General features: G+C 42.0%; 21 protein-coding genes. 4 read left to right on the top strand and 17 right to left on the bottom strand.

The window, feature by feature from the left end:
• The first annotated feature begins 5 nt into the window (after positions 1-5).
• The 3 genes from FSB75_RS12065 (at position 6) to FSB75_RS12075 (ending at position 3,893) form a co-directional block, all read left to right on the top strand.
• Entirely contained in the window at positions 6-2,348 is a 2,343-nt protein-coding gene (locus tag FSB75_RS12065; protein WP_146787647.1) for a DEAD/DEAH box helicase, read from the top strand.
• 640 nt (positions 2,349-2,988) lie between these two features.
• The gene (locus tag FSB75_RS12070; RefSeq protein WP_146787650.1) at positions 2,989-3,234 is read left to right on the top strand and encodes a hypothetical protein; all 246 of its coding nucleotides are present in this window, start codon (positions 2,989-2,991) and stop codon (positions 3,232-3,234) included.
• 83 nt (positions 3,235-3,317) lie between these two features.
• On the top strand, positions 3,318-3,893 hold the full coding sequence (locus tag FSB75_RS12075) for a D-sedoheptulose-7-phosphate isomerase (protein ID WP_146787653.1): 576 nt from the start codon (positions 3,318-3,320) through the stop codon (positions 3,891-3,893).
• 6 nt (positions 3,894-3,899) lie between these two features.
• Here FSB75_RS12075 and FSB75_RS12080 read toward each other — a convergent pair whose 3' ends face one another.
• The 12 genes from FSB75_RS12080 to FSB75_RS22375 all read right to left on the bottom strand — a co-directional run bounded on the left by FSB75_RS12080 (position 3,900) and on the right by FSB75_RS22375 (position 16,143).
• A complete protein-coding gene (locus FSB75_RS12080) occupies positions 3,900-4,217 on the bottom strand; it encodes a ferritin family protein (RefSeq protein ID WP_146787657.1) in 318 nt (105 codons plus the stop codon).
• Positions 4,218-4,255: 38 nt separating this feature from the next.
• The gene (locus tag FSB75_RS12085; RefSeq protein ID WP_146787660.1) at positions 4,256-4,483 is read right to left on the bottom strand and encodes a hypothetical protein; all 228 of its coding nucleotides are present in this window, start codon (positions 4,481-4,483) and stop codon (positions 4,256-4,258) included.
• Positions 4,484-4,616: 133 nt separating this feature from the next.
• A complete protein-coding gene (locus FSB75_RS12090; protein WP_146787663.1) occupies positions 4,617-4,862 on the bottom strand; it encodes a hypothetical protein in 246 nt (81 codons plus the stop codon).
• Positions 4,863-4,869: 7 nt separating this feature from the next.
• Positions 4,870-6,876: a heavy metal translocating P-type ATPase gene (locus FSB75_RS12095; RefSeq protein ID WP_227990568.1), complete on the bottom strand. Its 2,007-nt coding sequence runs from the start codon at positions 6,874-6,876 to the stop codon at positions 4,870-4,872.
• A 9-nt stretch (positions 6,877-6,885) separates the two neighbouring features.
• The gene (locus FSB75_RS12100) at positions 6,886-7,503 is read right to left on the bottom strand and encodes a hypothetical protein (RefSeq protein ID WP_146787667.1); all 618 of its coding nucleotides are present in this window, start codon (positions 7,501-7,503) and stop codon (positions 6,886-6,888) included.
• A gap of 5 nt (positions 7,504-7,508) precedes the next feature.
• A complete protein-coding gene (locus FSB75_RS12105) occupies positions 7,509-8,159 on the bottom strand; it encodes a hypothetical protein (protein WP_146787669.1) in 651 nt (216 codons plus the stop codon).
• A 9-nt stretch (positions 8,160-8,168) separates the two neighbouring features.
• Entirely contained in the window at positions 8,169-8,618 is a 450-nt protein-coding gene (locus tag FSB75_RS12110; RefSeq protein WP_146787672.1) for a hypothetical protein, read from the bottom strand.
• 136 nt (positions 8,619-8,754) lie between these two features.
• Complete coding sequence (locus FSB75_RS12115; protein WP_146787675.1) at positions 8,755-9,126, bottom strand: four-helix bundle copper-binding protein; 372 nt, start codon at positions 9,124-9,126, stop codon at positions 8,755-8,757.
• A gap of 34 nt (positions 9,127-9,160) precedes the next feature.
• Complete coding sequence (locus tag FSB75_RS12120; RefSeq protein WP_146787678.1) at positions 9,161-9,892, bottom strand: ZIP family metal transporter; 732 nt, start codon at positions 9,890-9,892, stop codon at positions 9,161-9,163.
• Between the two features lie 55 nt (positions 9,893-9,947).
• Positions 9,948-11,153, bottom strand: a complete 1,206-nt coding sequence (locus tag FSB75_RS12125) for an efflux RND transporter periplasmic adaptor subunit (protein ID WP_172623131.1) — start codon at positions 11,151-11,153, stop codon at positions 9,948-9,950.
• 21 nt (positions 11,154-11,174) lie between these two features.
• A complete protein-coding gene (locus FSB75_RS12130) occupies positions 11,175-15,566 on the bottom strand; it encodes a CusA/CzcA family heavy metal efflux RND transporter (RefSeq protein WP_146787684.1) in 4,392 nt (1,463 codons plus the stop codon).
• 253 nt (positions 15,567-15,819) lie between these two features.
• Positions 15,820-16,143: a DUF6660 family protein gene (locus tag FSB75_RS22375; protein ID WP_394345156.1), complete on the bottom strand. Its 324-nt coding sequence runs from the start codon at positions 16,141-16,143 to the stop codon at positions 15,820-15,822.
• Positions 16,144-16,609: 466 nt separating this feature from the next.
• Between FSB75_RS22375 and FSB75_RS12135 the strand changes: the two genes are divergently transcribed.
• The gene (locus FSB75_RS12135) at positions 16,610-17,278 is read left to right on the top strand and encodes a DUF305 domain-containing protein (protein ID WP_146787687.1); all 669 of its coding nucleotides are present in this window, start codon (positions 16,610-16,612) and stop codon (positions 17,276-17,278) included.
• 441 nt (positions 17,279-17,719) lie between these two features.
• Here FSB75_RS12135 and FSB75_RS12145 read toward each other — a convergent pair whose 3' ends face one another.
• From FSB75_RS12145 to FSB75_RS12165, 5 genes are all read right to left on the bottom strand, one after another.
• Complete coding sequence (locus FSB75_RS12145) at positions 17,720-18,067, bottom strand: hypothetical protein (protein ID WP_146787690.1); 348 nt, start codon at positions 18,065-18,067, stop codon at positions 17,720-17,722.
• Positions 18,068-18,246: 179 nt separating this feature from the next.
• Entirely contained in the window at positions 18,247-18,885 is a 639-nt protein-coding gene (locus FSB75_RS12150; protein WP_146787693.1) for a DUF7002 family protein, read from the bottom strand.
• A 1-nt stretch (position 18,886) separates the two neighbouring features.
• Positions 18,887-20,533, bottom strand: coding sequence for an adenylosuccinate synthetase (locus FSB75_RS12155; RefSeq protein ID WP_146787697.1), 1,647 nt, complete (start codon positions 20,531-20,533; stop codon positions 18,887-18,889).
• Positions 20,515-22,128, bottom strand: a complete 1,614-nt coding sequence (locus FSB75_RS12160; RefSeq protein WP_146787700.1) for an ImmA/IrrE family metallo-endopeptidase — start codon at positions 22,126-22,128, stop codon at positions 20,515-20,517. Before FSB75_RS12160 ends, FSB75_RS12155 begins: the two co-directional genes overlap by 19 nt.
• 27 nt (positions 22,129-22,155) lie before the next feature.
• A complete protein-coding gene (locus FSB75_RS12165) occupies positions 22,156-22,794 on the bottom strand; it encodes a sigma-70 RNA polymerase sigma factor region 4 domain-containing protein (RefSeq protein ID WP_146787704.1) in 639 nt (212 codons plus the stop codon).
• Positions 22,795-22,880: the final 86 nt, after the last annotated feature.

The raw sequence follows: 22,880 nt of genomic DNA on the forward strand, positions 1-22,880 counted from the left end.
TCGAAGTGCAATTAACAAGAGATAATTTAAAAGCTTTTCAACTAAAAGCATCTGGTGCACTAACCCAAATGCTTTCAACGTTTCCTGCGCCTCCATTTAGACGTGTTTTTGATAGAAATACAGGAGAAGTATCTCCATTTCTTTGTCGCTTAAAAGCGATTACTGGCTCTGGTAAAACTCCAATGTTAGCGCTTACTACAGGTGGGCTCGGAGATGCAATAATTCTTTGGACCACAAATAGAGGTGCTGTCATTTCGCAAACCCATACTAACCTTAGTGCCGGTGGGGCCTATGCTCAATTATTACCAAGTGATACCGAGGTTAAAATATTATCTACATTAACAGACGCAGACTGGGATAACGTAGTAAATAATCCAACTGGCCTCACAATTTTACTAGGCACAGTTGCACTGTTTAATAGAGATGATGAGAGTAAGGAAGGACTGAATTTGCATAAAATCAGAAACGGTACGAGCTATTGGCAAATGCTTGCTAGTAAAGGGCCAGACCTTAGACAACGAGATTTATATGTTGTCTATGACGAAGCCCACGGAACAACCAATGCCCAATTTAATTTGCTTACCGAGCTTAGTCCAAGAGCATTTATTTTAGCATCGGCTTCACCGCTAAATGCTGATCTGCAAAGCTTATTACCCGGCGATACGATAGAAGAAAAAGAGGCCGCTCTAGAACTGCAAACAGTTAAAGTAGATACCAAAGAAGTAGTCAAAGAAGGTCTACTAAAGACTCGACTTTACTTGGTAGATTGTAATACGACCAGGAGTTATGCCGTTCGTGAGTCTAATGATAAATGGATTGAGCTTAGAAAGAAACTTAACAAAGCGGCTCCAAATGAGTCGCCGGTTTGGTGTGGTGTAGTAAACAGTACACTATCAGGATTAGAAGTTTGGGAAACATTAACGCAGGAGTTACATGTTGATCCAACTCGAATCGCAGTACATCTATCCGGTATCGACAAAAATTTGGCTGAGGCAAACCCGAATGTGAATTGGAATTTGCTTATTGATACACATAAACAAAAGAAATCGCCGGAAAATCTTCGGGCAGAAGGATATACACACATTATTTGGAACCTCTCTTTGAGAGAAGGTTGGGATGAACCTTGGGCATATGTAGCTTACCTGGATGGAGTGGGTAAATCAACAACCGATATTTCCCAAAAAATTGGACGGTTCCTTCGTCAGCCTAATGCAACTCCTTTTCAGGATGGTGATTTAAATTCTGCATACTTCTATTTCAATGTGCCGGATGAAGATTTCGCCTCTCTAATTGAGGATACGCAAAGCGAACTTGAGCAAGAAGGATATGAAGTCATCACCGTTAGCAGCAGTTCGACAAGACCTAAATCTTCAAGAGAAGTTCCAGTAAAAAAAACAGTAACAATTCCAATAGTTGCAGAATCATTTGGAGAAGATATAGACAGACTTGATCGCATCCTCACAAATGCTGTTCCTCATTTTCATGACGAAGCTTTAAAAGCACCGGGAAAAATTCAAACAAGGGTAATTGATATGAAGCGGAACAGGGAGGACGGGAAGCTGCAAAAAGTTGAACACCGACCTGAAAATGCTGACATTAAAGTTTGGAGATATTTACAGGATAGACTTTCAGCTATAGATAACCGAGTTGCACAAAAGAATAATTGGGCATTTTCCCCTTTTGTTAAGGATAATCCTAAGTTGAAACAAAAGTTGCAATTCGGCTCTGAGGCAATGATTCAATTAAGTGAAAGGTTGACAACAATACAACAGAAATTAAATGATGAGTTTAGGTTAGAGTACGAGGCTGACGAAGAATACGAAGTGCCATCATTCACGCTTGTTTCGCCGGATTTTAAAACGGATGACGCAGTAAAAAGAGAACGCTATAAAGTTCGCAAGTATAAAAACGCACTACATGCGGAATACAATGGCCTTAATACTTTTGAGGTCTTAGTTGCAGAAGCACTTGATAAGTTGGGGCTTAACTGGTGCCGCAATCCGTCACGAACAGGATACGGAATACCAATTCCCGAAATAGGTGCAGGAACAAGTACATTCTACCCTGACTTTTTGCTTTGGGCTAAAAAATGCCTTTGGGCAATTGATCCCAAAGGAGGTCATATACTTACTGATGCAATGAGAACAAAACTTTTAGGTGTATCGGGTGTTGACGGTATGCCTGTTAAAATTCGAGTAGCATTTATCAGCAGTGGAACTTGGATCCTTAAAGACAATCGGCCTACAAAAAATTCTGATGATGGATTCACGTTGATGTTAAATGAAAATGTTGGGTTTCGAGCACGGACTTTTGCTTCGCTTAATGAGTTAGTGGGTAGCCTTAAATAGTTAGATGGTTATAAACCCAGTTTTTGATGGCTATTAATGATAGGGATCGGAACCCATTCTAACCCTTTTTAACCCTTTCTAACCAGATTGCAACGTTTTGACAATGTTGGTTTATTCAATATTTTTTACTCCACGAAAAGTTTTCCATATGCAAACACTCACTTAATGGATGCCTTGATTTGACACGATAAATGTTCTTCCAAATACGCTGTTGTAAGACATTGCAAAAGAAATTTCGACTAAAATAGTGTCTCAAAATTGCTGGGTTATTGTTTACATTGCTCAAATACCTGATATCACCGAAGTAGAATAAGCCCGACAACGATTACGATAATAATAAGGACAAAGATTCCGGAAATGATCAGCAGCGATAAACTTTTTCCGTTTGACCAGTTTAACTCTTTTGTAGGCACTGCGGGTTGATACTTTTTTTGTTTAGATCTTTGCCGTGATCTCGCCATATGTTATGTAGGTAGTAACAAAATTATCAAGGACTCAATTACAAATTACGACGATACTCAAATACTTTATGTATGAAATTGTCGGTCACTCTAACTTGATTGACTTTTTCATAATACTCCTGCCGTCTTATTATTAGGTGTGGCATGCTTTTTTTACAGCTTTATTAAACTTATCAATTATGGAGAACAGAAATCAAAGCCAATCCCAAGGCACTGAAAATCAGGGTATGGGAAACGCTGCAGGAACGCAAGGCGGTCAAGAACGCCATCAGCATTCCGAGCATCATCAGGAGCAGGAGCACCATCCGCATAAAGAACATCATGCGGGTTTTGACCCCAATCAGCCGGAACAACACGCCGAGCCAGAACATCACGACCATCCTGAACACCACCAGGAAAAAGAACACCACGATAACAAGCTGTGAGCTTAAAGCAAAAAACGTGTAACCTGGCTATATGAACTGCCAGGTTTTTTTTATGCGAATTTTGAAACCCTATTTTCGTGTTTATGAAAGAACAATTTAAAGCCCTCATTGCCGCTTCCATTACGGTTAAAACAACCCTGCTTTCCGATGAGGGATTGTTGGACACACTGGAGAAAATAGTGAACGTAATTGTGGCCGCTTACAAAGCCGACAAGCGTTTGTTTTTCTGTGGCAACGGTGGCAGCGCCGCCGATGCCCAACACCTTGCCGCCGAATTCACCGGGCGGTTTTACAAAGACCGGCTCTCGCTGCCTGCCGAAGCCTTGCACTGCAACACCTCTTACTTAACAGCGGTGGGCAACGATTACGGCTTTGACGACATCTATGCCCGTATGATAAAGGGCACGGCCCGGACCGGCGATGTGCTGATTGGCTTCTCCACATCAGGCAACTCGCCCAATATTGTAAAGGCGTTTGAAGCGGCAAAGGAGAAAGGCGTTGTTACCATTGCCTATACGGGTAGCAGCGGTGGCATTTTGAAAAATTATTCTGACTACTTGTTAAACGTGCCATCATCTGATACGCCACGGATACAGGAATGTCATATTCTGTTAGGGCATTTGATGTGTGAGTTTGTGGAAGAAAGGTTTTTTGAATAATGTTCATCACTTTTCCGCCTTCTCTTCCCCCTTCTTCGCATTCTCGATAATATCTCCCTTGGTAAACAACACGGCTTTTAAAATAGTCCGCCATTCGGGTTTGCGCCGCAGCAAAAATTCCAAGTCCATACCAAAATGTTTCATTTCTTCCTGCTGTGCATTCTTCATAATGGCTTTGGCTTCTTCGTCCGTTTCGATGGAGATGCGCTGCTCGTACCAGCCGATGGCTTCAGCTTCCTCTACCACTGAGGTAATCATACGGGCAAAGGTTCTGGTCTCTTTTGATAGTTCTTCCGGCGGTTCGTGGTACTGATGAAATCCCATAAAATTGTCAGTTTATTAGTGAGTAAAAAAGTATCCTCTTATCGGTCAGGTTTGGATTTGATGAAAGCTTCCGGTAGTGCGTTCTCAATTTCTTTCGGTAGGCCATGTGCCTGCGGAAAATGCAGTGAAATTAATTGTCCGTTCTCACCTCTGTGAAAATGGTAATAGTCGGACAGCTTCCTGTTCTTCAGAAAGGCATCAAACTCTATTTGTACCGCCTTTGCCTGCTCGTAAAAATTGTCTATCCATCGTTCATCATAATTCATAAGTCAAGTCTTTAATTAAATGAATTGAAAACAAATCAATGCTACCGCCACCAGCGAAATAAACTCCCATCGTACTGAAAGCGACAACCTCGCTCATTATTATGTTTCGATATACAGTGCACATACTGCGTCTTCAATCAAGTAATTTGAAACGGGGTTTGGCTCGTAATAATGCCACGGTAATGGCATCAATAATTTCCGTGTTTAAATCCTGCCGGTTCAAAATTTCTATGCTGATGTAACCTATGTCCTCGTGTACTTTAATTTGGTAATAATCCTTCAATGGCCTTTGCTTGAAAGACGATTTGAACTCAGTTTCTACCAAAACGATTTGCTCATTGAAATTCGTTATCCATTGCTGAATGCGTTGTTCTTTCATTCGGCACTCACACTTTGATTTTTTGAATACGAACCGCATTTAAAATGGCAAGCAGGGCCACACCCACATCAGCTATGACGGCTTCCCAAAGCGTAGCTATACCGCCAGCACCCAAAATCAGTACAACCACTTTTATTGCCATTGCCAGAATAATATTCTGCCATACAATGGTGCGAGTGATTTTTCCAATCCTGATAGCGGAAACAATTTTGGAAGGCTGGTCGTTTTGTATCACTACATCGGCGGTTTCAATGGTGGCATCGCTACCTAATCCGCCCATTGCAATACCGGCATCGGCCAAGGCCACAACAGGCGCATCGTTCACGCCGTCGCCTACAAAAGCTATGTGCTTTCCCGCATTTTTCAAGCCTTGTACTTTTTCTACTTTGCCTTCAGGCAGTAAGTCACCATAGGCTTCGTCAATACCGATTTGTTTTGCCACATTATCCACCACGGTCTGCTTGTCTCCCGATAGCATGACAGTTTTAATATTAAGGTCGTGCATGGCTTTCACAGCCGATACAGCGTCTTCTTTTATCTCGTCCGCGATGGTAATGTAACCGGCAAATTTTTTATCAATGGCCGTTACCACAATGGTGTCAACGATGCCTTCTGTTTCGGCGGGATAGTCAACGCCAAATTTTTTCATCAGCTTTAAATTGCCCGCTAATACTTCTTTACCATCCACTGTGCCTTTTAATCCATGCCCGGCCACTTCTTCTACATTTGTTGCTGTTGTATTGCCGATTTTATCAACGGCGTATTTTACCACGGCTTGCCCAACAGGATGCGTGGAGTTCTTTTCCAAAGCAGCAGTTATGCGTATCAGGTCTTTTTCATCAATACCATTTGCAACTACTTTTTGTACGTTAAACACACCCTTGGTTAACGTGCCTGTTTTATCCATGACGACGGCATTAATTTTTGTCATCACATCCAAAAAGTTGCCGCCTTTAAACAGGATCCCGTTGCGGGAAGCCAGCCCAATGCCGCCGAAATAGCCCAATGGGATAGAGACCACCAAAGCACAAGGGCAACTAATCACCAGAAATACCAAAGCCCGGTAAAACCAAACATTGAAAACATAGTCTTGTACAAAAAAGTAGGGAACGAGTGCTACAGCTAAAGCCAGAAAAAAAACAATCGGCGTGTAAACTTTCGCAAAACGGGAGATGAACAGTTGAGTTTGCGATTTGCGGGCCGTAGCATCCTGCACCATTTCCAAAATCTTGCTCAACTTACTGTCCTTAAACAGAGCCGTTACTTTCACTTCTGCAACGGTATTCAGGTTAATCATACCGGCCAGAATGCTTTCACCCTTGTATTTGGTATCGGGCTTGCTTTCACCAGTTAAAGCGGCTGTATTGAACGAAGCCGTTTCGGAAAGCAGCTCGCCGTCCAATGCAACTTTTTCACCTGGCTTTACTTGAATGGTCTCATTTAATTGTGTTTCGGACGGTTCAATCACCTGGGTTTGCCCGTTTCTAACAACGGTTACTTTATCGGGCCGTATATCCAACAAGGCTTTGATGTTTCTTTTGGCCCTGTCCACCGCTGCATCCTGAAACCATTCGCCGATGCAATAGAAAACCATTACCGCTACGCCTTCGCTGTAAGAACCGATGTAGAAAGCGCCAATCGTTGCCACACTCATGAGGACAAACTCATTGAAAATGTCGCCACGTTTGGCTTTGCGGAAGGCAAGGTCTAAGACCCGCCATCCGGCAAGAATGAAGGCTACTGCGTGAATGCCGAAGTCCACCCATTTAGTTGGGACAAAATGAAATCCAAACCGTAAAACAATCATGGTCACGAGTATCACCAAAGCAAGCAGCAGATCCCAATGACTTTTCCAACCCGCTGGTTCGCTGCCTCCGTGGTCATGATCGTGGTCGTGCCCGTCATCGTGGCTGTGACCTTCTTCAGCATCGTGGCCGTGTTCGTGATCTTCTTGTTCCTGCTTTGTTTTCATTTGCACAACAGGTGCTTCTTCATGATTATGTTCTGCACTCATAAAATGTATTTAGTGTATAAAAAAACTTAGTATCCCTACTCCAATTAGTATGCCCCCGGTTAGCCTCTTTTCGTGGTGCTCAAAAAAATGCGCATTCATGAGTTTTACCCCTTGAAAGGCCAACAGCACCAAGGCCACTATTCCCGATATGCTAACGATGGCATAGGCAACAGCCATCGCAAAAACATGGTTCATTCCGTAAGCTCCTGCTGACAAAAACAAACTTTCCACTTCCAGGCAAGGCGACAAGAACATCATCACCACAAAAATCAAAATCCATCTTCGTTTTGATCTCTTGTAAGCCGATACGTCTTCCTGTTTAGAATGATGGTGATGCGGCAGGTTGATGGTGAAATAGATAAGGCCGAAAACAATGAGCAATACCGGCGCAATAATGTGCACGTAGTCATCGTACCGACGTGCCAGCGTTTGCCCAACGTTGCCCAGCACAATGCCCAACAAAACCGTACCTGACACATGCGCCAGGGCGGAAAGAAAGGCTACTTTGGTTATCTCTTTCTTTGACCAACCTTCTGCTTTTGCTACAGCAACAAGAGGCAGCCAATGATTGGGTATCAAAGCATGAACTAGGCCAAGGGCTACTATTCCGACCAGGAGACTAAACAAGCCGGTTAATTTTTGGGTGAAAAAATTCTGTGATCATAGCTCAATAAAGCAGCCATAACTGCCTCTTTGTTTTTAAAATCTTTCGGCTGCAACGAAAGCCGGAAAATGTTGTTCAAAATTTCAATCATGCTTCTTTTGGTACTGGTTGTCCAGAACGTGACTGCTGGATACGTTTTCCCGTTAAAAGCAAAAAGAAGCTCACTATAGTTTATGTTGTCCGGGTCAATTTTTGAAGAAAGAACATCATCATAAATCTTCAAACCATAGGCATCAAACAATAGCCTATGAAGTTTAGTGCTGTTTTCCATTTTCACAAACGAGAGGATAGAGCTATCAATGAAAAGTTGCATTCCCTTGAGATTTTCGTCAGCCATTATGAACTTTTGTTGCACTGAATCGCCCTGGTGTTTTAAAAGAACTGTGTTACCGTTACATTCTGCATTTCCCATTAGCGTATCGGCTCCGTAGAAAACCATTGCCCATCCTTCGGTATATAATACTTGGTGCTTCGTTTTGTGCCCAACATTTACTAAAGAGAAAAAGGCGTTTGCCGGGGCCTTTTGTGCATCGGCAATGAAACAACCGAAGAGTATCACACCCGACATTGCAAATTGCATGAAGACTTTAGCAGCTAAGTTGAACTGTATTTTTTTCATTTCGTTCCTTTATAGTATTTCTCTTATGATTTTAAACTGCTTATAGGCTTCAACGAGTTTCCGGTCGTTCAAAACTTTTTTCAATTTTCCTGTCGCCAGCAAGACCACATTCGCATTAAAATCCTCACTGAAATAATAGACCGGGTGTGGCGAGAACGTTTTGTAAAGAACAATTGCACCGCTATCAACGATTTCAAAAATCTCTCCTTCGTAGAGACGAAGCTTCCGGCCATCTTTTTCAAAACCCCATATTTCTTTCTTACCGAAAGAGGCTTCACAGCCATCGGCGTATTTTACTAAAATAGATTTGCCTAATCGTCCCCACGGAATTCTTACTTTATCAATGCTGTGTGTTTCTTCAACCGTGTTCATTACATCATCGGATGAATAAAATATTTTATTTTGGGCATACCCGCTGCAAAACGAAAGCACACAAAAAATACAAAGCAGAACTTTCATACTTTTTCTATTTTAAAATGGGCGGGTGCAAACCCTGCCACCATAGTATGTTTCAGTAATAGAAACGGTTAAGCAGGGTTTCACCCTAAGTCATTCACGGGGTAGCAAATTTTGTTCTTAGTGGCAGAAAAGGGGCTTACTTCATTTGCTGCTGACCATGATGTTCATGGCAAGCCTGTTCGCATCTTCTACACGCTTCTGCGCAGCGTTTGCAATGGTCGTGGTCGTGCATACCGCATTCTTCAGCACATTCACGACAGGCTTCTTCGCAAATCACCAGAAACTTGTGTGAGATTTCGCTATCACGCAACAAGAGCTTTGCGCCGAGGTAGCAGATTTCCGCACAATCCCTGTCCAGTTCAATGCAATGCGCCATCGGCGTTACGTCTTTTTCATCAAGGCAGGCGGCAGCGCATTCTTCGCAGGCTCTTGCGCATTCCAAAAGTGTTTGGATTAATGCTTCGTGTTTGTGCCCTGAATGGTGATGACCGGGTTGCTGTTGTTCCATTTTATTTTGATTTAAGGGTGAAAAAAAATATTTGTTAGGTAATCATACCCAAGACTAAAAACAATAAAAAGCCACCAAAGAAGGCAGACGTATGCCACACAGTTTCCTTTTCTTCATGTGCTTCCGTCAGCAGTTCTTCGGTAACTAAAAACAAGAGTGCCGACAAGCCAAACGACAACACTATCTCCAAGGCGTTGTGCGAAAGGTTATGTAGTAATGTGGCACCTAGCACAGCGCTGATAAAAAACACCAGAGCAAGCAGTGCAATCAATCCAAGCGATTTTTGTTTGCTTAAATTATTTTCGCCTAATTCAGTTGCCGTTGCCATGCCCAGCGATAATAATTCGACTGATAAAGCGAAGGCCAACAACATCCCTTCCGTACTGCCTGCCGTAAACCCTATTCCTAAAAGCAAACCATCTATAAAAATGTCAACGGCAATGGCTATCAATAAACTAGCTGGCAGTTTATTCTTGACCACGGTGAGTGTTTTATCTTCTTCTACTTCTGTGAACTTTCTGATGCCAATCATTGCAAGAAAGCCCAGGGAAAACCCGATGATAAGTTGTAGTGGCTTGTGGGTTTTTACAATATCCGGCAACAACTCTACCGCAACCACTGAAAAGACCACACCCGCCGCAAAGTGTAGGATAAGGCTTCTCACATTTCCGTTGGGCTTGCGAACGATGGCAATGACACCGCCGATGATCATCGTGAAAACCGGTATCAACGAGAAAAGAAGTATTTTTTGAAACAAGGGCGTCATTACTTTCAGCAGTTTTTGCTTTTGTGGGAGTGTTACAAATGGTTACAACAATGGATTATCCTTCTTCCTCTTCTGAATTGTTCATTTTGGAAAGCAGGTCATAAGCTCCTTTGATAACCACCTTGCTTTTCATATCGAAATTGTCTGGAAGGATAACCGCAGTAAATCCATTTTCCGTTACCGTTACACCAACTTCCACTCGACGAAAGACAATATGCTTTTCTTCTTTCTCACCGGCAGCTTCATTTTTTCCGATATTATCATTTGTTCCTCCCTCCATTTTTTGCTCATCCAATACAAAAATGTAGTTCTTGCCACCCGATTGCACTACCGCTGCCTGTGGCAAGGCGGGGGTGGAAGCTGTACCTATTTCCATAATGGCGTTGATAAACATACCGGGAAGCAAGGTGGCTACGGGTGTAGTAATTTTTCCGTGCACTTCTACGGTGCGGTCTGCATCGATGTCCTTTCCAATCAAAAACACCTGGGCATTGCGTTCTATGCTATCGCCTGTTGCACGAAAGCGAATGGTTTGACCCATTTTTATTTGCGGCAAATCCTTTTCAAATACTTTCACTCGAACCAAAATGTTATTGGTGTTAGCCATGTCTGCCAGCAGTTCATTTGCACCAATGAATTTGCCTACGTTAGAATAAACATGCGTGATATAACCGCTGGTTGGCGCAACGATAGAGATGCGTGAAGTGAAGTTCCCGGAACGGACACTGGAAGGGTTGATGTTGGCAATGCGAAGCCTTGCTTCTAAACCCTTTACCCGTGCCACCATGCTGTTGTATTCACTGCTTGCCCGTTGCAGCGATTTGCGGGCGGCAATGTTTTCTCGCACCAATTCTTCTTGTCGTGTCAAGTCCTGGCGTAAGAAGGACAGCTGGCTGCTGCTCTCCAGGAATTCCTGTTGCATTTGCACGAATTCTGGGTTTTCAATGGTGGCCAACATGTCTCCTTTACGAACAAACTTGCCTTCTATCACGGTTGTGCTGCGTATGGTGCCGCCGTAAGGCGATGCCACGCTGATTAAGTCATTTGGCGGAACATCAATCGTGCCCGATGCTTTTATATAATTGCTCAAATTGGTAGGTGTTACGCTTCCTAATTCTACACCAACTGTTTTGTATTGTTCGTGAGTGAACTCAACTGCGTTCGGGTCGTGCTCCTCTGCTACGGGAGCTTTTTCTTCTTTGGGTTTAGAAGAGCAGGCAGCGAAAAACAAAGCTGCAAATACGATTACTTTATACGACATTTTATACATCATCATTTTAGTTTAAAGGCCAAGAATTAGTTCCAGTTCTATGGCGGATTGGTTGTATTGATTTATGATTTCTATGTATTGGCGGCGAACGTTGTTGGCGTTGTTGAGCGATTGCGATAGCTGGTAGTAATCCATTTCTCCAACCTCAAAGGCTCGCTGCGATGTGCGAATTAAAAGCTCGGCTTGCGGCAACGCCGTGTTGCGGTAGTAAGCAAGCTGAATGGAAAGTCGCCGTAACTCGGAAAGCAAGAGGCTGCCCCTTTGCGACAAGCCAAAATAAAAGGCTTGCACTTCGGCTTCCCGGCGTTGTTGGTTCACTTCCGCCGCACGTATCCTTGCCTTTTGGGGTTTTGAAAACAATGAGATGCTGATACCTGCTTCAATCCCCTGGAAACGCTTACCGGCACCGTAGTATTTCTGTCCACCATCAACATCATACGTTCCTACGAGAGATTGATTGAAATAACCAATGCTAAAATCGGGTAACAGCTTGCTTCTTTCTACTTTTATTTCTTTTGACGCAATCACAATTTGGCTGCGCAAAACTTGCAGCTCCGGGTTGTTGTTTAGCTGTACACTGTCCAGGGCTAAAGTGATTGGCTTTTCCTGCAAAAGCGTATCGGTTATGCCGTTAATTCCTGCATCTCCCGTAAAGAGGGAGAGTTGTTGTAAATCGGTTCTTAATTGTTCATTCAACTGCTCCTTTTGTGCGATAGCTTCCTGTAACTGCGTATTGGCGTTGTACTTCTCCAAAATATTGGTTTCACCTGACTTGAAGCGTATATCCGCCGCCCGCAATACTCTTTCGTAAAGACTAATTAAGGTATCGGCAAGCCTGCGTTGCTCGTTGCGATAAATGAGCCGGTAGTAGAGGCTTTTTACCTGATAGTTAATTTGGTTTTGATAGACTTTAAGCTGTAACCGGCTGGCATCAATTGTGGCATCCGCCAATTCCGTTAGCCTGCGCAGGTAAACCGGGTTGGGTATGTTTTGCGTGATGGTGATATTGTTGTCATAGGGTACAGGACTGTTGTACTGTCCATAGGTGAGATTTATATTGGTTTTCCCAATGTCTCTTGCCGATGCCCGCAATGATTGCTGGTATTGTACATCGAGGTTGCCTACCCGGACGTTTGGATTTGTACCCAATGAACGGGTTATAGCGGTTTGTAAATCTATTGTACCGGCAGGCGTTTGAGCATTCACAAAACCTGCACCCAATAGCAATACCAATAGGCCAATCACTTTTGGAACTGTGGAAGGGGAAGGCGTATGGTTTGTGTCTTGATTTTGTTGTTTCTTCTTTCCAAATCCTTCAAAGAAGGTATAGAGCACAGGCAGTACGACTAAAGTCAAAAGGGTTGCGGTTAACAATCCACCAATAACAACCGTAGCCAATGGTTTTTGTACTTCGCCACCGGCACCGGTTGACAATGCCATTGGCAAAAAGCCCAATGAGGCAACTGTTGCAGTCATCAATACAGGACGCAACCGCACAGCAGTGCCGGTAAAAATGATTTTTGTAAGGTCTGTCATGCCTTCTTTCTTTAAGCGATTAAATTCTGTTATCAGCACAATTCCGTTTAACACAGCCACACCAAAAAGGGCGATGAAGCCTACTCCGGCAGAAATGCTAAAAGGCATTCCACGTAACCACAAAGCAAACACACCGCCAATAGCTGACATGGGAATAGCCATGAAAATCAGAATAGAGTATTTAAACGAACCGAAAGTGAAATAGAGCAGCAAAAGAATTAACCCAAGCGCAACAGGTACAGCGATAGACAATCGCTTATTGGCTTCTTCCAGGTTTTTAAACTGTCCGCCGTAGGTAATGAAGTAACCCGTAGGCATTTTAATTTTCTGGTCAATCTTCTGTTGCATTTCCTTCACCACCGAAGCAATGTCACGGCCCCGTACATTGAAGCCTACAATAATTCTTCGCTGTGCCTGTTCACGTTGTATTTGGTTCGGGCCTAATTGCAAACTCACATCGGCCACCTGCTCCAACGGAATTTGGGTGCCGTCTGCTGCTGTAACAAAAAGCCTCTTTACATCTTCAATGCTCTGCCGTTCGCTCTCTTGCAAACGCACCACCAAATCAAATCGCTTTTCACCTTCAAACACTGTACCCGCACTGCCACCTGCAAAGGCCGTGTTAATGGCTTGGTTAATGTCGGAAACGTTCAAACCGTGTTGTGCTATTTTGTCCCGGTTTAACTTGATAGAGATTTGCGGAAGCCCGCTCACTTGCTCTACATACAAATCTTCAGCCCCTTGTACGGTAGGCACAATGGCACCTATTCGTTTGGAGAGTTCGGAAAGCACCTGCATATCCTCGCCAAATATTTTTATTCCTACATCTTGTCGCACACCCGAAATCAATTCGTTGGTACGAAGCTGAATGGGTTGGGAAAAACCGAAACTCACACCGGGAATGGCTTCCAATTCCTTTTGCATTTTTTCCGCCAATTCTTCACGGCCATGCGCACTTGTCCATTCGTCTTTTGGTTTTAAAATGATGGTGATGTCCGCCGCTTCTATCGGCATCGGGTCGGTGGGTATTTCCGATGCACCGATTTTGCTGATAACCTCTTTTACTTCAGGGAACTTCTTGTGAAGAATGTTGGAAGCCTGTTCCACTTTGTCAATGGTCTGGCTTAATGAGCTACCCGTAAGCAGACGTGTTTCCACGGCAAAATCACCTTCTTCCAGTGTGGGCAAAAATTCACCGCCCAAGAAAGTAAATACCAATGCCGCCAATCCAAGCAAAGCCAAGGCAATAACCACCACTAATTTTCTGAACCGCAAGGCACCCTTTATAAGTGGCAGGTACATGCGTTGGATGCGGTCCATCATCTTATCGGAAAAGTTCTTTTTGTGCTTGATGTTTTTGTTTAGGAACAACGCACTAACCATCGGCACGTAGGTAAGTGATAGCAGGAAGGCACCCAAAATGGCAAAAGATACCGTTTGCGCCATTGGGCGGAACATCTTGCCCTCTATACCTACCAAAGCAAGAATTGGTAAGTAAACAATGAAGATGATGATTTGACCAAACGCCGCAGAGTTCATCATTCTCTTTGCAGAAACGCCGACTTCTTCATCCATTTCGGGTTGGGCAATTTTACCCTCTCGCCGGTTGGCTAAATGGTGCATGGTGGCTTCTACAATAATCACCGCTCCATCTACAATCAACCCAAAGTCAATGGCACCCAAGCTCATTAGATTACCGGAAACACCAAAGACGTTCATCAGTGAAATGGCAAACAACATTGCCAATGGAATAACAGAAGCGACAATAAGCCCCGAACGAATGTTACCTAAGAAAAGCACCAAGACGAAAATGACAATCAATGCCCCTTCTAACAGGTTCTTTTTTACGGTATCAATCGCCCTGTTCACAAACTCGCTTCTATCCAAAAAAGGTTCTACCACGACGCCTTCGGGGAGGGATTTTTGAATTTGTACCATCTTCTCCTTTACCCGCTGCACCACTTCGCTGGAGTTGCTTCCTTTCAGCATCATCACAATGCCGCCCACAGCTTCTTTATCGTCACGGGTCAAAGCGCCGTAACGGTTAGCCGCACCAAAACGCACCTGGGCAATGTCACGAATGGTGATCGGAAATCCGGTTTCTGTCTTTTTTACTACGATGCGTTCTATGTCGCCGAGATTAGTTATCAAGCCTTCGCTGCGGATAAAATAAGCGTTTGGTTTCTTGTCGATATAGGAGCCGCCGGTATTTTGGTTGTTTTTCTCCAAGGCCGTGAAGATGTCCGAGATGGAAATGTTATAGCTCCGGGTTTGGTTGATGTTCAGCGCAATTTCATATTGCTTTAAAAAGCCGCCGAAGCTGTTGACTTCCGCAATGCCCGGTGTGCCGAGTAACTGCCTGCGCACAATCCAGTCTTGCAGGGTGCGCAATGCGGTTGCATCATATTTGTTTTCATAACCCTTTTTCGGGTGGACAACATATTGATATATTTCGCCCAAACCTGTTGAAATAGGCGACATTTCCGGCTCACCGGCTCCCTGCGGAATGGCGTTACGGGCTTCCGGCAAGCGTTCCGCTACCTGTTGCCGTGCCCAATAGATGTTTGCATCATCGTGAAAGATAACCGTCACTACGGAAAGACCGAACCGGGAAATAGAACGGACCTCCTGAATTTCGGGAATGGTGGACATGGTTTGTTCAACCGGATAGGAAATCAATTGCTCTACTTCCTGCGAAGCAAGAGACGGACTAACGGTAATGATTTGTACCTGATTATTGGTAATGTCAGGAACTGCATCAATAGGTAATTTTTTCAGCGAGAAGACACCCCAGATAATTAATGCAAGAGTGAATATCCCGATGACCAGTTTATTCTTTATAGAGAAGTCAATAATCTTGTTTAACATGCCGATATTATTGTGTGACCAGGCGGTAGTATTTGATAATGGCCCTGATAATGGCCAAAATCATCAGAATGGTTAGTACAACTCCCATGACAGTCATAACGAACTTCTTGTTCTTAGACCATTTGGGTTCTTTGCTTTTTGTGCTGTACTGCCTACGGTTAGCTCGTACACGAGACTTAGCCATTGTCAGTGTTGAAAATGATAAAAATTAAGGAACCAATAAATGGGTATCCGCTAAAAGAGACGGCGGAAATCAGGCATGTATTTGAGGAGGTTGCCAAATGGCATAAGCAACCATTTGAAGAGCGTATGACGGCGTTATAGGAAACTTTTGATGAAGCTCAAATAGAGGAGCAAGTTCTTGCGAAGCAAGAACGTGATTGATTGACACATTTGTGCAGCAATTACACTGGCAAAACGGGGGACACAAATCGTCCTTATCATTATGCTGTCCTGAAGTCTGATCGAGGACAGTTTTTGCGCCGCTATCAAAACGTGAAGCCCTTGTGTCAGAGCACGGGATGCAACTGACCACGAGCACAATAAAAGCTAAAAGATATACGAGCGCCTTTTTCACGTGCGGCAAAGGTATTGCCTGATAGCCATTCAGCCAACAGAATTATTGAAGTACCGTTGCATTTCAGGGACCTTTTTACGGATAGGGTTGCTTACGGATAGGTTTCGGCTTTACAGCTTATCGGCAGCATTCCATCGTTACCTGGTTTGGAAACTCAACCATAACAAACAAAAAAGGCCGGAAAAGAAGCCGACCTTTAAAGAGTATGGATAGCACCTTAAGTATTTGCCAATGCGAACAATGCAGACAATAGCATTACGCATTTCCAGCAAGTCAGCACATTTAATTTTTTCATGTCTCAAAGCTACAAGTCTTTTTGTGAAGGATCTTGTAATTGTACCTTAACGCTTAACCGTTGAAATGAAATTCTTTTCGATTTTGAAAGAAAACAAAACAGTATGTTGGGGTTGCCTAGATCTAGCCTATTTTCCGAAGCGTTCAGTTTAGCAATTTTAAAACCTGTGCAATGAAATTTAAAATTAAATTTTTAGTCGTAGTCATAGCGGCATTCGTTTCGTGTAAGAACAATAACAAAGCCGCAACCAAGACAGAAGAATCCGAAACCGTTAAGCGCAGCACAGAGCCGGTTGATTCTTCACAGGCCAAAGTAAGCAGCCCTGAAGTGCAGGATTACAAAGACAGGTTACATAACATAGTGGAGCGCATGAATAAAGGCTTTGCCAATGTGCAAACAACAGGCAATCCCGAAGACGATTTTTCAAAGCTCATGATTACAAACCAGTTTGCGGGAATTGAGATGTGTGAACTACACCTAAAAGCTGGCAGTGATACAATAATGAAAGCCCTGGCAAAAAAGAAATTGGCTTTCCTAAAAAAACAGGAAGAAATTTTTCATAACTATCAATTCAACTCACCGACAGGCTACCGGCCACCCGTGAAAAAAAACGTCCCAAGGATAAAGCATTTGGAGATTGTTGACGCATCAGACAAAGACGCTGTTTTTGCACAAATCCTTTCAGAGTACAATCAAAATACCATCGACCTCGCTAAATCCTATTTAGAAAGCGGTACGAACACCTCTATGAAAAGTGCAGCGCAAACCATTATTCAAAATTTCAGCAGAGAATTGCAGCAAATGAAACAATACATTACAAAGTACACGAGTAACAATTAACTGAAATCTAAACTCAATGACGTGACAATTCATTTAGTTGAAGAGGAAGCGGGTGAACCACATAGCCTTCACTTGCACTTGTTTGTTGACTTATCCATCTTTACAGCACATCTACATTTCCTTTCATATTGTACTTATCATAGACATAGCTTAAGGAAGTGAGAAATATTATTTGCCTATACTCATTTGGCTTTAAGCCTTAGATACTTGTAACCCGAATCAATAATATTCTATTTGAACTGGCGCTTAACAGTTGGGCATTGAACGCTACGACAATAGTGCTTAGGCTCATGAGCACTGCTCCAAGAGCAGGGCTTGCAACAAATTTTAGTGATAGAACGCCAGCAGCAAGAGGAATAGCTATCACGTTGTAGCCAACCGCCCAAAGAAGGTTTTGTATCATCTTCTTGTGGGAAGCCCGTCCGAAATGAATCATTTGCACTACGTCTTTAGGGTCGCTGTTGACAAGAATAATGTCTGCGGTTTCTGCTGAGCTTTAGAGAGAAATTCGGAAAGGCTAAAGTGTTCTTCGATTTCGCCGCTCTGAACTTTTTTTATCAGCAGATTCTTAATTTTCTCAACCTGCTTGTGTGCTTTGGTGTCCAATATTTCAAAGCCTAAATCAGTGAGCTTTTCGCCAATGCTTTTTAATTCGCTATCGGTTAAAGGGGTTGCCAATTCAACTTCGCCCATTATAACGCTTATAGGGTTTAAGCCAGCTTTTTCAAATTCTTGCCTGACAACCATAATACAGCAGTTGCAAACCATATTTTTAATGTAAGTCTTCACAAATGCTAAATTATCCAATTAAAGACTTATGGCTATTTTAAAGACTCTTCATAGAGGGCATAAATTTCTGTTTTGGGCAGAAATGAAAAGATTTAGACGGATTTGGAACGGAAATGAAAGAAAGGGTTTTAGGTTTTAGAATGATAATTAGATGCCTTTCATGATAATCCTTTCTTTAATTAAGAGATATTCTTAAAGGCTTTGTCCGGGTGTGGGGACAGCATTACAGTTACTGGTAATTTGCACATCATGTCAAACGTAACTTCTCGAACTGAGCTTGGTGTACCTGAATAATCATCCGCTTCTAAAAAAGTGTTGTTTCCTCGTGGCGGTGCGCCTTCCTGATAGTAAGAGCTGCATCGTGGCGCTCCGGAATTTAATCTGCAGAACTTGGGCTGAATTTCATTTATGGCAAATAACTCTTCAGTACTTACCTTAAAGACAATTGGGTTTTCATTTTGATTTTCGTACCGTTTATAATGTTTACGCAAGTCACCCTCCGTTGCCCAGAAGAAGACTTTAGAGTTCAATAGGTAGACAAAATCTCCAAACGACATACCGTGCTCCAAATTTTTGGTAGCTATTTTTTCATAAAGTGGATCTTGGTCTCTCAATAAGAAAGATTTTGCTCCATCTGTTACTTCTTTGTGGCCGACTCTTCTCGTTCGCAAAAAATCTTCGCGGTTAGGCAGCTTTAATATTTCTACAAGTGTAACTGTACTTTTCAATGTATAGTCACTTAAAATTGAATCCAGGTTTCTTTTGTCTGTAAGATGATACAGATAAGGTCTTAAAACTTTGAACTTCTCAATATTCATTTTATTTCCAGTTTCTACGATCTATAATTGCTCTATAATCAAAGCAGGTGCTGATAAGTGATACTTTTACGCCGGAACACGTCTCAATTTCTTCAATAAATTGTCTTGTTTCAGAAGTGAGTTGGTCATACCTGCGTGCCTTTTCGTTTTTGGTTGAGAAATAGTCTGCAAATGTTAGTGCAATATCAGATGGCGAATTTAACTCACAAGCTTTTCTAAACATTGTCCAACTAAATTCCGCTATCCGTCTATCTATTTTAGTAGTGGTGGTTTTTTCATTCCTTTTTAATTCCTCAGGATCTTTTCCCGACCTTTTTGCTATCGTTTCCATATTTATCTCTTTGCTAAAAAAAGGTCCAGATGTTCCGCCTACACGGATTGGATAAGACCTTGTTACCATAATAATCTTGTTGACCCTTTTAGGAGAAATACCAGCTTCAGATAAACAACCGGATACAGTAGTATCTCTAGAGGTTACATATGGGTATATTCCATGATGGATACTAAGTCCCGTTCCTTGTGTGCCTTCAAGTAAAATTCTTTTGTTGTTCTGGTATAAATTTTCGAGCACATCATATGTGCTTCCAATATAAGGCTTGAGTTTGTCACAGTTTTTAGCTTTATGCTTGTCTGTACCATACAACCTTGCGATGATGTTGGTTGCCGTTGCAGCTCCAACGCCTTGACCGGTCGAACTGATAGTTCTTTTTACTTCCTGTTCAAGCTCAATGTCAGCATCACTTATCACGATTGCGTTTTCATCAATAATTAGCCGGTTAGAAAACTCGTCAACAACCCGGTAGTTTGTAATTTCCTCAAGTAGCTTATTTACGTTAATAATGGTTCCCGGCCCCAAGATCAGTTTAGCTGTTGGATTTCTTTTACAACCAGAAGGAAGTAGGTGAAAAACATGTTTCGTAGGCTCTTCATAAACAGTATGGCCTGCATTTGGCCCTCCAACTCGGATCAAACAGTCATATTCTGGCGCAATATGGGCTGCTATTTGGCCTTTACCCTCGGATCCAAATTGTCCACCAACTATGACATCAACAAGTTCATTCTTTGTTGGAGCAAGCAGCTTCAAAAAGCTTGATACTCTAATAAACACATCATCCTCAGTAGCTAATTCTGAATCTATCGTCAAATCAGCATCAGCCGCTAAAGTTGGAACTTGTTTTTCGGTTGGATCTTGCTTTGCCTCATGGTACTTTTCAATGGCTATCTTTCTTGATAAGTATCTAATTTCTTCTCTTTTTAAAAATCTTTCTTGTAACACATGTGCGGGTGCTGTAAGATGTATGTGGTAAACGGAAAAACTATACGCCTTTCTGAAATGTTCTATTTGTTTTAGAATCCGTATAGCATCTACAATAAAAAAGCTATCCTCTTCAAAGGAGAAACCAAAGTCATTTTGGAAATAGTCTAATACCCATCTACCATCTTCTTTTTGATCGAGTGTGGTGCCGAACTTTTGCAGAAAAGTCCTATCTGGATCTTCGCCCTTAAGTTTCTTCTTTGCTAAATCTTTTATGGCCTGGCGGCTTTTAAGAATTTTGAAACCAAACTTTTCTTCGAGTTTATGGGCAAGTGTCGTTTTACCAGCAGCAATCTCACCGCTCAATAAAATAATTATTTTTCTTTCTGCCATGTAGATTCTTCATTGAATAAAGACAAACTCGATTTAGGCTTGAAGTCTTCTGTGCTAGGACTTTTCAATATGTAGATATTAACCTTGACATCTTGATTGACTAGTTCTGAGTAAATTAAACCTTCAATAATTTCCCACTTTCCTTTGGCTTGCCCTGCACCGATTAATGGCATGTAAACATTAGCTTTTAATTTTAGTGCTTTTTCCCTTAAATCCGCTAAACACTGTTGGAGGCTTGTATACTCAAGTGGGATCTTTCCGTTTCTTGTGAATAATCCGTTTTGTGCAAGCATCTGAAATACATAGGTGTCGTCACTAACTTTTATCAATTGACTATTTCCAAGTCTAAATTCTATTTTTCTTTCTTTCCATTTTTTTAAAGCCTCTTTTATAACTGGATAATTTTTTGATAATGCTTTACCAAAACCAAAACCTAACCCTCCACTTGTATTAACTAATTGAGCAATGATCTTGATGCCTCCTCCTCGCGGTTTTGTCGCATCACCAAATTCAATATTTATTTTTCGGTCCTGTAATTTTTCCTTTCCATAATGCGGCACCAGAATAACGCCGATCCTTGCTTTATTTTCTTTCCTCATTGGTGATATTCCAATGTAGAAAGCATTATAGGACTCACCTAAAAATTCCCAAGAAACAGTTTCCCTCTCTGTCCATCCAGGAGCAGTGCAGTAATAGGCTCTTGATCCTGTGGGAATTTGAAAGTTATCTGGGATGCTTGGCTTAAAGCGGGTTGATGATTTATGGTAGTCCAAAACCAATTGCTTTTCATTTTGGAAAGTAAAGACCATGATAGCACAAGGTCTATCTATAGCCATAACAAAAGCAATGAAAATAGATTCTAAAGAAGATTTATATTTCTGAGCTAAGGCAATTAACCCTTCAACTGTTATATCTCTTAGCTGATTTGCATCACTAGGAAAAATAACGTAAGGCAATTGAAGTTCAGAAGCACCTAAGTTACAAAGCTGTTCAAGCTCTCTGTTCTTATCAGGTTCCTCTTCTCTGTTTCTAATGGCCTCATCACAGTCTGAAAACAAGGTGTGTGCAATTTCATGTGCGACTGAGAAGTTCATGCGAGTAGGTTTTTGAAAAGGGTTATACTCGATTAAAAACTTTTTTTTGCCTACAGGAATAGTTCTTGCGTCTAATACAGTATCGTTTGGTGAAATATCGAAATTCAAAATTTTTGCGAGTTCAATTGCATTGAAAGGTGGCCCATTCCAACCGTTTTCCAACGCATACAAAACAATTTTCCTAGCTCTATTTTTGATTTCTTCAATTGGATCCTCACATTCAGCTTCAGCCATCAAATTCAGGACAGACTTATGCCTCCATTTCCTTTTAGTATAGGTTACTTGAGGTTCGTTTAAAATAAAAGAAGTGTGCTGCAGGTTGTGTTTTGAATTATTCAATTTGCTTGAGGCTTCAAGATTTAGTTTGTCTACTAACTCAAGATGTCTTTCGATAAACTCATCATTAGCTTCATCAATGCCAGCGTCACTTCGCAGATTTGCTTCAATTAAAAATTCCAGTGCGAAGCGGTAGTTGCTGAAATTTACTTTTTCAGTTGACATTTTTTATGTGGAGTTTTCTTTGATTTATTACAATGACTTCAATATCCTTTTTGCTCGTTTTCCTATGTTTTCTATCATCCGGTATAGCTCTTCTTTGTCGCAATTCATTTCTGTACTGATCTCATTATAACTTAAACCTTGTTTTTTAAATTTTACAAGGGCTTGGTATTGCTCATTACCTTCACAAGCCATTGTAAGTGCCGTTGAAAGTTTCTGTAATTGGCTTTCGTCATATTCCTTATCCACTTCCTCGTCAAGGGATAAAGCTAACTGCTCATTTTCAACCAGCACCGTTTTTTTGCCTTTTTTGACCTCTATCTTGTATTTCCGCACCTGCTCCGAAATCATGCTGTTGATTATGCGTATTAGCTGCTCATCAATAGGAAATTCTTCGTACTTCCATTCCCAAGTTCCTTCATAAAGTGCTTTTATTGCCTTTCCCAAATAATAATCTTTTGCATCCATTCCGAGCCTTTGTTCGCAATGGGCGCCTGAAGCTGTCTTGCCCCATAATTTGGTGTCCATGTGGTCATGGCATTTTTGAATTGCAGCCCGCCAGGTCTCATGGGTAATCTCTCCAAGCTTATTAAGTATCTGTGCATCTTTCATCTCATAAAAAGTTGAGCTTTTAATTGATAATAACTGAGAATTTATTTTTTCCGCCAAGTGCGGAATCTATTTTTTTTCAGTTAAGGTTACTGTGTAGGCTTACAGCCGCTGTGAGGTTAGAAAAGCAATCGCTCGGGAGTATG

This window comes from Flavisolibacter ginsenosidimutans (genome assembly GCF_007970805.1).
In the GTDB taxonomy this organism is placed as follows: Bacteria; Bacteroidota; Bacteroidia; order Chitinophagales; family Chitinophagaceae; genus Flavisolibacter; species Flavisolibacter ginsenosidimutans.

Coding starts and splice junctions, on each gene's coding strand:
- FSB75_RS12070 (WP_146787650.1), top strand. CDS start 2,989: ATGGAGAACAGAAATCAAAGCCAATCCCAAGGCACTGAAAATCAGGGT.
- FSB75_RS12075 (WP_146787653.1), top strand. CDS start 3,318: ATGAAAGAACAATTTAAAGCCCTCATTGCCGCTTCCATTACGGTTAAA.
- FSB75_RS12080 (WP_146787657.1), bottom strand. CDS start 4,217: ATGGGATTTCATCAGTACCACGAACCGCCGGAAGAACTATCAAAAGAG.
- FSB75_RS12085 (WP_146787660.1), bottom strand. CDS start 4,483: ATGAATTATGATGAACGATGGATAGACAATTTTTACGAGCAGGCAAAG.
- FSB75_RS12090 (WP_146787663.1), bottom strand. CDS start 4,862: ATGAAAGAACAACGCATTCAGCAATGGATAACGAATTTCAATGAGCAA.
- FSB75_RS12095 (WP_227990568.1), bottom strand. CDS start 6,876: ATGAGTGCAGAACATAATCATGAAGAAGCACCTGTTGTGCAAATGAAA.
- FSB75_RS12105 (WP_146787669.1), bottom strand. CDS start 8,159: ATGAAAAAAATACAGTTCAACTTAGCTGCTAAAGTCTTCATGCAATTT.
- FSB75_RS12110 (WP_146787672.1), bottom strand. CDS start 8,618: ATGAAAGTTCTGCTTTGTATTTTTTGTGTGCTTTCGTTTTGCAGCGGG.
- FSB75_RS12115 (WP_146787675.1), bottom strand. CDS start 9,126: ATGGAACAACAGCAACCCGGTCATCACCATTCAGGGCACAAACACGAA.
- FSB75_RS12120 (WP_146787678.1), bottom strand. CDS start 9,892: ATGACGCCCTTGTTTCAAAAAATACTTCTTTTCTCGTTGATACCGGTT.
- FSB75_RS12125 (WP_172623131.1), bottom strand. CDS start 11,153: ATGTCGTATAAAGTAATCGTATTTGCAGCTTTGTTTTTCGCTGCCTGC.
- FSB75_RS12130 (WP_146787684.1), bottom strand. CDS start 15,566: ATGTTAAACAAGATTATTGACTTCTCTATAAAGAATAAACTGGTCATC.
- FSB75_RS12135 (WP_146787687.1), top strand. CDS start 16,610: ATGAAATTTAAAATTAAATTTTTAGTCGTAGTCATAGCGGCATTCGTT.
- FSB75_RS12150 (WP_146787693.1), bottom strand. CDS start 18,885: ATGAATATTGAGAAGTTCAAAGTTTTAAGACCTTATCTGTATCATCTT.
- FSB75_RS12155 (WP_146787697.1), bottom strand. CDS start 20,533: ATGGCAGAAAGAAAAATAATTATTTTATTGAGCGGTGAGATTGCTGCT.
- FSB75_RS12160 (WP_146787700.1), bottom strand. CDS start 22,128: ATGTCAACTGAAAAAGTAAATTTCAGCAACTACCGCTTCGCACTGGAA.